Origin of the sequence: Streptomyces inhibens (assembly GCF_003389455.1) — a bacterium.
In the GTDB taxonomy this organism is placed as follows: Bacteria; Actinomycetota; Actinomycetes; order Streptomycetales; family Streptomycetaceae; genus Streptomyces; species Streptomyces inhibens.
Window position 1 is genome coordinate 1 of sequence record NZ_QUAC01000179.1, and the last position, 9,185, is coordinate 9,185.

The following is a 9,185-nucleotide window of genomic DNA, read 5'->3' on the forward strand; positions in this document are numbered from 1 at the left end:
CGACCGGGAGGAGAGCGTGCGATGACCTCCACGGCCGCGGACGCCCCGCGCACCCGCGCCGCCGCCCGCACCGCGCTGGCCGCCGCACGCCGGCCCGCGGACCTCTTCCCCGCCGACGACTCCGAGGCCGCCGGGACCTACCGCAGACTCGCCCGGCTGCTGCACCCCGACACCGCACCGGCGGCCGAACGCCCGGACGCCGAAGTCGAGTTCACCCGCCTGGGCACCCTCTGGCAGCAGCGCACCGCCGCCGCCCACCCGACCCTGACCACCCGCCGCCGTACGTACACCCTCGGCGCCACAACAGCCACCGGCGATCTCGCGGTGCTCCGTGCGGCGACGTACGAGCAGGACGGCACCCGGCACGACGCCCTGCTGAAGATCCCGCGCACGGCCGGCGACAACGACCTCCTGGAGCGCGAGGCCCAGGCGCTGAACCGGCTGGCACGGCACGGCGAGCGCCGCCACCGCGGCTATGCGCCCCGCCTGCTGGAGTCCTTCCGCCACCGCGCACCGGACACCGGCATCGAACGCCGCGTCAACGCCCTCGTACCCCTGGCCGGATTCCACTCCCTCGCGGAGGTCCACGCGGCCTACCCGGACGGACTCGACCCGCGCGACGCCGCCTGGATGTGGCGCAGGCTCCTGGTGGCCCTCGGCTGGGCACACCGCGCCGGCCGGGTACACGGCGCCGTACTCCCCGAACACGTCCTCATCCACCCCGAGCTGCACGGCCTGGTCCTCGTCGACTGGTGCTACAGCACGCCCCTCGGCGACCGCGTCCCCGCACTCGTCGAACGCCACCGGGACGCCTATCCGCCCGAGGTCACCGGCCGTTGCCCGGCGACCGAGGCCACCGACATCCACCTCGCCTCCCGCACCATGGCCGCGGTCATGGGGGAGCGCACCCCGCAGCCGATGCGGGCGTTCCTGCGCGGCTGCACCCTGCGCGCGCAGGCCCGCCGGCCGCACGACGCCTGGCGGCTGCTGGCCGAGCTGGACCAACTCCTCGACGACCTCTACGGCCCGCGCACCTTCCGGCCGTTCACGATGCCCGCGCGGCATCCGTAAGCCACACCGCGCGCTCTCCACCACAGGGCGCCGGACACCACCCGATCACGCAACCAATCAACAACTCAGGGGGATTCACCATGGGCAGCGGAACCTGGTCCACCAACGTCTACGGCGCCGCGGCGAACTACCGCGCCGCCGCCGGCACCAGCGCCTTCGACTACAGCGACCGCACCACCGCCTCCTCCCCGCGCCACACCTGGACGGCGCACACCTCGCTCGACCCCAAGGGGCTGACCACCCGCGAGAGCCGCGACTCCGACGAACACCCCACCTCGCTGGCGATCTCCGTCATCTTCGATGTGACCGGATCCATGCGCTCGGTGCCGCGCGTCCTGCAGACCAAACTCCCCGAGCTGTTCGGCCTGCTGCTGCGCAAGGGGTACGTCGCACACCCGCAGATCCTCTTCGGCGCCGTCGGCGACGCCACCTGCGACCGGGTGCCGCTCCAGCTCGGCCAGTTCGAGTCCGACAACCGGATGGACGACGACCTCGGCAACATCCTCCTGGAGGGCGGCGGAGGCGGTCAGATGACCGAGTCCTACGAACTCGCCCTGTACGCCATGGCGCGTCACACCAGCATCGACTGCCACGAGCAGCGCGGCCGCCGCGGTTACCTCTTCCTCATCGGCGACGAGATGCCGTACGGCAAGGTCAAGGCCCGTGAGGTCCGCGCGGTCTTCGGCGACCACCTCACCGAGGACATCCCCCTCACCACGATCCTCGCCGAGGTGCGGCAGAAGTTCGATGTCTACTTCATCGTCCCGGCCGGTGCCACCCACGTCGGCAACACCGCCGTTCTGGGCACCTGGCGCAAGCTGCTCGGCCAGAACGTCATCGAACTCGACGACCTCGGCGCCGTCTGCGAAACCCTCGCCCTGACCATCGGCCTCGGCGAGGAAGCCATCGACCTTGCCGCCGGACTCGACGACCTCGCCGACATCGGCTCCGACGCGGGCGCGAGCGTCGGCAAGGCGCTGGCCGGCCTCGGCCGCGAGCGCGGCACCGTCGCCCGCTCCTCGGCGCCGCTGATCGACGCCACCGGCGAGCCCGGGGCCGGCGGCACCACCCGGCTCTGACCCCGCAGGAACCCCACCGGAAGAGGACCCCTCCGTGCACACCCTCGTGGTCGACCTCGGCTACGGCGACGCGGGCAAGGGCACCGTCGTCGACCGGCTCTGCGCCCCCCGACCGGGCGCGGCGCCGGTCACGGCGGTGATCCGCTTCAACGGCGGCGCCCAGGCCGCCCACAACGTCGTCACCGTCGACGGCCGCCACCACACCTTCGCCCAATTCGGCTCCGGCACCTTCAGCGGCGTGCCCACCCACCTCTCCCGTCTGATGCTGGTGGACCCTCTGGCGCTCGCCACCGAGGCCCGGCATCTCGCCGCGCTCGGCGTCCCCGACCCGCTCGCCCTGCTGACCGTCGACCGACGCGCCCGGCTCACCACGCCCTACCACGCGGCCGCCAACCGGGCCCGGGAGCGCGCCCGCGGCACCGCCCGGCACGGCTCCTGCGGCATGGGCATCGGCGAAACCGCCGCCTACGCCCTCGCCCACCCCGCCGACGCCCCGACGGCCGGCGACTGCACCTCACGGACGCCCCTGCGCCGCAAACTCACCCTGCTCCGCGACCGCCTCACCGCGGCCCTCGGCCCGCTCGACGCACCACCCGTCGACGCCTGCCTGGACGCCTTCACCGCCTTCGCCGACCACATCACCCTCGTCGACGAGACCCACCTGCCCCGCCTGCTGCGCCGCGGCCCGGCAGTCTTCGAAGGCGCCCAGGGCGTCCTCCTGGACGAGTGGCACGGCTTCCACCCCTACACCACCTGGTCCACGACCACGTTCGACGGCGCCGAAACCCTCCTCGCCGAGGCCGGCCGGCCCCGCGCCGCGCTGCGCCTGGGCGTCGTACGGACCTATACGACCCGGCACGGCCCCGGTCCGCTCGTCACCGAGGACCCGTCGCTGCTGCGCGCCCTCCCCGAGGCCCACAACGGCCACGGTCGCTGGCAAGGAGCCTTCCGCACCGGCCACTTCGACGCCGTCGCGCACACCTACGCCGTCGAGACCTGCGGGGGAGTGGACGCCCTCGCCGTCACCCACCTGGACGCCCCCGCCCGCCGCGGCAGCACCCTGCGCATGGCCCACGCCTACCGCACGCCGGACGGCCTCCTGGACCGCATCCCCACCGCCCCGCCCGGCTGCCTCTCCCGGCAACAGCGTCTCACCGAACGCCTGTTGACCGCCCGCCCCGCCCGCTGGCAGTCCCCGGGCGCCGACCCGCAGGCCTGGAGCGGCGCCCTCGCCCAGGCGCTGAACGCCCCGGTCCTCATGGAGTCGTACGGACCCACGGCGGCCGACAAGGTCATCCGGCAGGTCGCCGGAACGGTCACTGAACGGGGAAGTCGAAGTAGGTGTCAGGAAAGGTCTCCGGCTTGAAGGTGTAGTGCCACCACTCCTCCGGGAGATTCACGAACCCGGCCCGCTCCAGACCGTTCTTGAGCAGCAGCCGGTTCCTCAGCTGCCGCCCGTGGATGCGCGGGTCGAGGGTGTGCGCGAGCGTGTCGAAGCAGTCGAAGCCGGTCCCCATGTCGAGGGNAGGGTGTGCGCGAGCGTGTCGAAGCAGTCGAAGCCGGTCCCCATGTCGAGGGAAGTGTCCGGGAAGCGCTCGGCCCTCGGCCCGTAACAGGGAGTCAGCGGCTCACCCGGCACATACGGGCGGGTGGGCACGGCCGGCAGCCGCACCAGCGTCACATCGAGCGTACTGCCCCTGCTGTGACCGGACTTGGCGGCGATATAGCCGTCGTCGAACAGCTTCGTCTTGTCCTCCTGCGGATAGAACTCGGCCTTCATCCGCTGATCGTCCAGGTCCTTGGCCCACCGGACGAAGTGATCCACGGCGCGCTGCGGCCGGTAGCAGTCGTACACCTTGAGCGAGAACCCCCGCTTCAGGAACGAGAGCTGGGCACGGTGCAGCGCGTTCGCGGCATCCCGCGTCAGAAGGCACTTCGGCCTGCGGTAGCCGTCCACCGGTACGCCCATGAAGTTGTGCGGCGTGAAGTAGCGCATCTCCTGGATGATCGTGGGATCCACCGCGCGCAGCGCGACGAACTCCTTGGGCGCCTTGGGCGGGGGCGCCGGCCGCTGAGCGGCGCCCGCCTGTGCGCTCGACGGCAGCGTGGTGACGGTCATCAGGGCGGCGGCAGCGACGGCCAGGCCGCGCAGCATGGCAGCAAGTCTCGGCATGGCCCTCGTCTACCAGGCGCGGCACGCGGAGCGGAAGACCCCCACCGGCCCCGCTACTCGCCCTCCAGCCCCCGCACCCGCACCGGATACCCCACCGCGCCCCCGTCCCGCCGCTCCACGACCACCCGGCCGCCCTCCCGCCGCGAGGTGAAGCGCTCCACGGTCGGCCGCTGCCAGCCGTCCCCGGCATCCGGCACCACCAGACCGCTGCCCCCGCGCCCGGCCACCGGCGCCCACACCTCCAGCTCCGTCCCGCCGTTCGCCCCCGCCACCGGCAGCACCGCACCGGCCCGCGCCAGCACCGGAATCCGCGACAGCGGCGCCTCCACCCACACCTGCCCGGGACCGTCGTACGCCCGCCCGGTCGCGGTGTCGTACCACCGCCCGCGCGGCAGCCGCACCGGCCGCCGGGTCACGCCCCCCTCCAGTACGGGCGCGACCAGCAACGCATCCCCCAGCAGAAAAGCGTCCTCGCAGTCCCGCAGCGCCCGGTCCCGCGGCGAACTCCACCACACCGGCCGCACATACGGAGCCCCGGTCAGCCGCGCCAACTGGCCCAGCGTCCCGAAATACGGCAGCAGCCGCTGCCGTTCGCGCAGCGCCGTACGGGCATGCCCGAGCACCTCGATCCCGTACTCCCACGGCTCCCGCCGCCCTGCCCAGATCGCCGAATGCGTACGGAACAGCGGGAGATAGGCGCCCAGCTGGAACCACCGCAGATACAGCTCGCGGGACGGCTCGGTGGAGAACCCGCCGACATCGGGACCGCTGTACGGCACCCCGCACAGCCCCAGCCCCAGCACCAGCGACAGCGAAGCCCGCAGCCCCGGCCAGCCGGTCGCCACATCCCCCGACCAGGTGCCCCCGTACCGCTGCATCCCCGCCCAGCCCGAACGGGAGAACAGGAACGGCCGCTCGTCCGGCCGCAGTTCGCACAGCCCCTCGAAGCCGGCCCGCGCCATCGCCAGCCCGTAGACGTTGTGTGCCTCCCGGTGGTCGCCGCCCCGCCCCTCCAGCGCATGGCGGGCCGACCGCGGCAGCGTCGACTCCCCGAACGGGGCAAAGGAGACCGGCTCGTTCATATCGTGCCAGACGCCCGAGAAGCCTTGCGCCAGCCGCTCCGCATACAGCCCGCCCCACCACTTGCGCACCCGCGCATCGGTGAAATCCGGGTAGACCGACTCACCCGGCCACACCACCCCGCGCACCTCCCGCCCCCGCGCGTCCCGTACGAAGGCGTCCGCCGCCGCCCCGCCCTCGTACACCGCGTCCCCCGGATCCGCCTTCACCGCCGGATCCACGATCGACACCAGCCGCACCCCCTCCGCACGCAACTCCCGTGCCAGGCCCGGCAGATCCGGATACCGCTCCCGGTCGACGGTGAAGACCCGGTGCCGGTCGAAGTGGTCGATGTCCAAGTGGACGGCCGACAACGGAAGTTCGCGCTCCTTGTAGCCGGCCACCACCCGGCGCACCTCGGCCTCGCCGCCGAACCCCCAGCGGGCGTGCTGATACCCCAGCGCCCACTGGGGCGGCAGCGCGGGTGCACCGGTCAGCGCCGTCCAGCCCTGCAGTACCCGGGCCGGGGTGCCGGCCAGCACCCAGTAGCGCAGCGGCCCGCCGTCCATCCGCACCTCGCAGGTGCCCGGCCGGTCATGACCGGAGCCCGCGCCCTCCACGCCCTCACGCAGCGCCACCCGGCCGTCCCAGGAATTGTCGTGGAAGACCAGATGCGTCCCGGCGTCCGCCACCACCAGCTGCACCGGCATCGTCAGCGACAGCGGATCGTCGCCCGGCTCGAAGGCACCGCCCGGATCGGTGTTCCACAGCCGGTAGCTACCCGCCCGCAGCCGCGGCCCGTGCGCCCGGCCGCCCAGCCCGAAGAACCGGGCGTCGGCTGCGACCTCCGAACGCTGCACCCACCGCGACGCCTCATACCCCTCGGGCTGCCCGGCGCGCTCGACGGCCGCCGCGCCGGCCCCGTCTATCCGGTCCCACCACCGCGGCGGCAGCTCCCGCCGCAGCACCATCCCGCCGGGCGTCCGCACCTCCACCGCGCCGTGCCGGGAGACCGCCACCATCACCCGCTCGGAGACCACCCGCCAGCCGCCCTCCGTATCGGGCTCCAGCACCGCCCGCGCATCCACCTCGGGACACGCCCCGGCCAGCGCGTACGACGGCTCCGGCTCGGCTCCGTCCCAGCCGCAGAACACCGCGCCGCCGGCCGCCACCCGCACCCGCAGCGACGACCGCGCGAAATGGATCAACCCGCCGCCCGGCTGGGGCTCCGCGCCACGCGCCGCCCCCGGCACCCGCGCCCGCTCCGCGACACGCCGCGGCAGCGCCTGCGCATCCACCCTCCGCGCCCGCCATGCCGCACGCACGGACCGTAGCCCCTGCGCCGGCCCGACTGCCCTGACCACTCGTACCGACCGCACCAGATCACGCCCGTCCATGCCGGTCAGCCTGCCATTGACGTCAGGGTGTGCGGGCACCGTTCAACTGCCGTTCACCTGCACGGGGTCACGCTCGGCCACCTCATGGCCTGCGGATCGCCGTCCCATGGCCGAATCCCGCCGCATCCCAGGCCACCGGCCCGCGTCACATGGCCCCACCACATCCGTCACCCCCCGAATGTGGGGAGCCCACCCTGGTGCACAAGTCGATCACATGGCATCGTCCAGGCAAGCCGTGTCACGCGCACACGTCAGGCCGGGGGACCCCCACCGCCGTGCGCGCCCGACGCCGACGACGTGTACCGCCCGGGAGCCGCATCATGACCACCGCACCGCACTCCGCACACCGGCCCGAACCCCTGTGGCAGCCAGGCCCGGACCGGATCGCCGGCGCACAGGTCACCCGTTTCCACACCTGGGCGGCCGCCCACCACGGCGCGCCCGCCCCCACCCCCGGCGACCCCGCCGCGAGCTACACCGACCTGCACCGCTGGTCCGTCGACGAGCTGCCCGCCTTCTGGCAGGCCACCGCCGAATGGTTCGACGTCCGCTTCGCCACCCCGTACGAGACCGTCCTCGCCGACCGCGCGATGCCCGGCGCCCGCTGGTTCCCCGGCGCCACCCTCAACTACGCCGAGCACGCCCTGCGCGCCGCCGAGGATCCGGCCCGCGCCGACGCCCCCGCGCTGCTGTACGTCGACGAGACCCACGAACCCACCCCCGTCACCTGGACGGATCTGCGCGCCCAGGTCGGCTCGCTGGCCGCCGAACTCCGCCGCCTCGGCGTCCGCCCCGGCGACCGTGTCAGCGGCTATGTCCCCAACATCCCGCAGGCCGTCGTCGCCCTCCTGGCCACCGCCGCGGTCGGCGGCGTATGGACCTCCTGCGCCCCCGACTTCGGCGCCCGCAGCGTGCTGGACCGCTTCCAGCAGATCGAACCGGTCGTCCTGTTCACCGTCGACGGCTACCGCTACGGCGGCAAGGAACACGACCGCCGCGACACCGTCAGCGAACTCCGCGCCGAACTTCCCACCCTGCGCGCCGTCGTCCATATCCCGCTGCTCGGCACCCCCGCCCCCGAAGGCGCCCTGAACTGGTCGGACCTGACCACCAACGACACCGAACCGGTCTTCGAACAGGTCCCCTTCGACCACCCGCTGTGGGTCCTGTACTCCTCCGGCACCACCGGCCTGCCCAAGGCCATCGTCCAGTCCCAGGGCGGCATCCTGCTCGAACACCTCAAGCAGACGGGCCTGCACTGCGACCTCGGCCCCGACGACCGGTTCTTCTGGTACACCTCCACCGGCTGGATGATGTGGAACTTCCTCGTCGCCGGCCTGCTGGTGGGCTCCACGATCGTGCTCTACGACGGCAGCCCCGGCCACCCCGACATCGCCGCCCAATGGCGAGTCGCCGAAACCACCCGCGCCACCGTCTTCGGCACCTCCGCCGCCTACGTCATGGCCTGCCGCAAGGCCGGCATCCACCCCGCCCGCGACCTCGACCTCTCCGCCATCACCTGCGTCGCCACCACCGGCTCCCCGCTCCCGCCGGACGGCTTCCGCTGGCTGCACGACTCCTTCGCGGAGAGCGGCGCCGACCTGTGGACAGCCTCCGTCAGCGGCGGCACCGACGTCTGCAGCTGCTTCGCCGGCGCCGTCCCCACCCTCCCCGTCCACATCGGCGAACTCCAGGCCCCCTGCCTCGGCACCGACCTGCAGGCCTGGGACCCCCAGGGCGAGCCCGTCATCGACGAGGTCGGCGAACTCGTCGTCACCAACCCCATGCCGTCCATGCCCACCCGCTTCTGGAACGACCCCGACGGCGCCCGCTACCACGACAGCTACTTCGACATGTACCCCGGCGTCTGGCGGCACGGCGACTGGATCACCCTCACCTCCCGCGGCAGCGTCATCATCCACGGCCGCTCCGACTCCACCCTCAACCGCCAGGGCGTCCGGATGGGCTCCGCCGACATCTACGAGGCCGTCGAACGGCTCCCCGAGATCCGCGAATCCCTCGTCATCGGCCTGGAACTCCCCGACGGCGGCTACTGGATGCCGCTCTTCGTCCACCTGGCCCCCGGCGCCGCCCTCGACGACGCCCTGCGCGACCGCATCAAACGGACCATCAGGGAACAGCTCTCGCCCCGCCACGTCCCCGACGACATCATCGAGGCGCCCGGCGTACCGCACACCCTCACCGGCAAGCGCATCGAGGTCCCCGTCAAACGCCTCCTGCAGGGCACCCCGCTGGAGAAGGCCGTCAACCCCGGCTCCGTCGACAACCTCGAACTGCTCCGCTTCTACGAGCGGGTGGCCCGCGACCGCACGGCCGACGACAGCGCGCAGTAGGCCGGGCCGGCGCCGGACCGCCAAGGCCCGAACGGGCTCCGGTCCGGCGCCG

The 9,185-nt window shown here is 73.2% G+C and carries 6 protein-coding genes and 1 pseudogene; 4 read left to right on the forward strand and 3 right to left on the reverse strand.

Features of this window, described 5'->3' with window-relative positions:
• The first annotated feature begins 21 nt into the window (after positions 1-21).
• The 3 genes from DY245_RS22435 (at position 22) to DY245_RS22445 (ending at position 3,516) form a co-directional block, all read left to right on the forward strand.
• Positions 22-1,071, forward strand: coding sequence for a molecular chaperone DnaJ (locus tag DY245_RS22435; protein WP_128509039.1), 1,050 nt, complete (start codon positions 22-24; stop codon positions 1,069-1,071).
• An 80-nt stretch (positions 1,072-1,151) separates the two neighbouring features.
• Complete coding sequence (locus DY245_RS22440; RefSeq protein ID WP_128509040.1) at positions 1,152-2,150, forward strand: hypothetical protein; 999 nt, start codon at positions 1,152-1,154, stop codon at positions 2,148-2,150.
• Positions 2,151-2,184: 34 nt separating this feature from the next.
• Positions 2,185-3,516, forward strand: coding sequence for an adenylosuccinate synthetase (locus DY245_RS22445; protein WP_128509041.1), 1,332 nt, complete (start codon positions 2,185-2,187; stop codon positions 3,514-3,516).
• Here the strand turns inward: DY245_RS22445 and DY245_RS46600 are convergent.
• The 3 genes and pseudogenes from DY245_RS46600 to DY245_RS22455 all read right to left on the reverse strand — a co-directional run.
• Positions 3,467-3,675, reverse strand: a 209-nt coding sequence (locus DY245_RS46600) for a M15 family metallopeptidase (protein WP_280524993.1), incomplete at its 5' end; no start/stop codon positions are given. The genes DY245_RS22445 and DY245_RS46600 overlap by 50 nt on opposite strands.
• Before the next feature lies 1 nt (position 3,676).
• Positions 3,677-4,323, reverse strand: a pseudogene (locus DY245_RS22450) (M15 family metallopeptidase); the annotation flags it as partial.
• A 53-nt stretch (positions 4,324-4,376) separates the two neighbouring features.
• Positions 4,377-6,779 carry a glycoside hydrolase family 31 protein gene (locus DY245_RS22455; RefSeq protein ID WP_128509042.1) on the reverse strand — a complete coding sequence of 801 codons (2,403 nt, stop codon included), beginning with the start codon at positions 6,777-6,779 and terminating at the stop codon, positions 4,377-4,379.
• 320 nt (positions 6,780-7,099) lie between these two features.
• Here DY245_RS22455 and DY245_RS22460 point away from each other — a divergent pair, with 320 nt between their 5' ends.
• Complete coding sequence (locus DY245_RS22460; RefSeq protein WP_128509043.1) at positions 7,100-9,133, forward strand: acetoacetate--CoA ligase; 2,034 nt, start codon at positions 7,100-7,102, stop codon at positions 9,131-9,133.
• Positions 9,134-9,185: the final 52 nt, after the last annotated feature.